The sequence below is a fragment of the Prevotella conceptionensis 9403948 genome, from assembly GCF_000312305.1.
Classification (GTDB): Bacteria; Bacteroidota; Bacteroidia; order Bacteroidales; family Bacteroidaceae; genus Prevotella; species Prevotella conceptionensis.
The window spans coordinates 458,804-461,057 of sequence record NZ_HE999445.1 but is presented as its reverse complement, the minus strand read 5'-3'; the positions used below and the strand labels follow the sequence as shown (position 1 = coordinate 461,057).

The following is a 2,254-nucleotide window of genomic DNA, read 5'->3' as shown; positions in this document are numbered from 1 at the left end:
GGAAAAGAATATTACATTAGCATAAAAAACAAGTGTGATACAAGAGGTATCCCATATGGTGAAAAAATAAAGATAAGAATTATCTATTTTGAGAAATTACGACAGCCGTATGATTTTACATATCCTTTTGCCATCATAACAAAGATTGAATCATGTCGCATGAAAAATAGAAGTGTCACAAATAGATTACGACAAAGGCGGCCACACCGTATACATCCGCATGGGAAATGGCACGGAAAGCACGTACGCTGACGACCACCAGCGCAAGCTGTTGTAGGGCATGTTGCTCATGGCCAACTGGGACTGCATCATGGACACGCAATTGTGCAGCATGGGGATTCCGTAAGCTGTTTCTCAACGTAAAGCACGTGGACGACACTCCGATACGCAGAGAAATCCATCAATACCTCGGCAGTTGCTCCACCTACTATCGTTACATGAACGGACAGCTCACCCTCACGCCCGAACAGCTAGAAGGTGTTATAAATATCTTCCGCGCATAAGCCTATACCGAAGAATTGGACCTCGATAACTACATTGACCGTTACACATATGAATAGATTAGAGCCTCTGAAAAATTCCAAGCATTGGGATCTACAGTTTCATCCTGTTAGAAAAAATAAAGGACATCAAGTAAAGGAAAATGGCAAAAAATAAAATAATCAAATTAAGTACTATTATCGGGACTTTATTTCTAATTGTTATGTGCTTTAATGGTCCCTTTTTTATTGATTTGTCTAAAGAGAAAAATAATATGACAATTAAAGACAAATTGGATACAAAGCGTACAGTATTGTCTTCTCTATTCAATGCTAAGGCAAACTCAAGACTTTCTGTGTATATTATTTGGGACTCGTATGATGTTAAGAATTTACCTAAGGAGATACCGCGCCACAAAATTCTTTATACAAAAAATAATTATCTCATAAAAAGATTATTGCAGGTGCCTTTTTTATACACAGGAGGAGATATGTCTACACTTAATAGCAGACTTGTTATAATTCAAGATGGATATAAATTATATGAGAGTCGAATTATATTAAGTAAGGAAGATATTGGTTTGCAAAATAATATCACAGGGTGGATTGTGCCTGAAAAGAAAAATGATTTAATTTCGATAATTTCAAGGTTTAGCAAATATAAATATCCATTTCTCGTTGTTAAATAGCTAATTCGTTTTGACTTTTAATGTTTCTACAAATTGAGAGGAGTTTGTTGTCCTTGTGACGCCAACACAAGATAAAAACTCCTGTCATATACGAAGTGCAGGGTAAAACAGCTCGCTGGCTGATAAACCCATGAAAGTCCAACTGCTCACGAATACATCAACTCACAAACTGACCAACCCACCAACTCATAACCTCATCAACTCACAAATTCATCAACTCATCAACTCATCAACTCACAAACTTACCACCCCACAAACTCATAACCTCATCAACTCAAAGCCTCATCAACTCATAACTTCATCAACTTAGAAACTCAAATTGTTTCTTTTGTTTTACAATGCCGCTCTAATTTTCGCTCCGTTCTAGCGAAAATTGGGGTTAAAAAGTAGGTAAGTGGCCACTATTTCTAGCCTTTCACGTCTTTTATTTTGTCCGTTTTTAAGAAAAGATCTGCATTTTGCACCATTTTACCTTTCTAGATTGGTCGCCACCTCATATCTTTATTACGCCCAATTACCCACTTTTTACCCCTAAAAACTCACTTTTCAACCACTATTTCGCCCTTTTCGGCCATGTATTTCATGGTTCTAAAAGGTTTTATTTATACCATTGCAGCGGATATTTATGCTTTTTGCCTCGCATTTAGCAGCATTTAGCACTGCAATTAGCATCATTTTACCTTGCGTTTTGCACCAAAACGCACTGCATTTAGCACCAAAACGCATTGCGTTTAGCGGCATATTGCACTGTGTTTTGCACCAAAACGCATTGCATTTTGCTGCAAATGGCCCCAAAACGAGTGTTGGTGGCGGTCGGTTTAAATAAAAATTCATTTTGCCTGCATGCACAACTAACCCCTTCTGGCATCAAAACAAACCTCCGCGAGAATCGATTTTTTGCGGCAAGGTGGACGGTTGGTGGACAGGAAGGCCACTTTTTATGTTAAGTTTCTTGCTGAAAATTAGACAAAGCCGATTGGGCCGCATGCGCGCCTTTGTGCAACGGCACGGAAAAACACGTGCGCTTGCTACCGCCAGCGCGAGCGGTTGTAGGGCATGCAGTCCACGGCCAACTGGGACTGCACC

The 2,254-nt window shown here is 39.3% G+C and carries 1 protein-coding gene and 1 pseudogene; both read left to right on the top strand.

The window, feature by feature from the left end; translation table 11 throughout:
- Positions 1-326: 326 nt before the first annotated feature.
- Positions 327-503 (top strand): annotated as a pseudogene (locus BN93_RS18520) (DUF6078 family protein); the annotation flags it as partial.
- 140 nt (positions 504-643) lie between these two features.
- Complete coding sequence (locus BN93_RS06240) at positions 644-1,168, top strand: hypothetical protein (protein ID WP_019187476.1); 525 nt, start codon at positions 644-646, stop codon at positions 1,166-1,168.
- Positions 1,169-2,254 lie beyond the last annotated feature (1,086 nt).

Bases quoted from the DNA above. Each gene is read 5' to 3' on its own strand.
- BN93_RS06240 (WP_019187476.1), top strand. From the start codon at position 644: ATGGCAAAAAATAAAATAATCAAATTAAGTACTATTATCGGGACTTTA.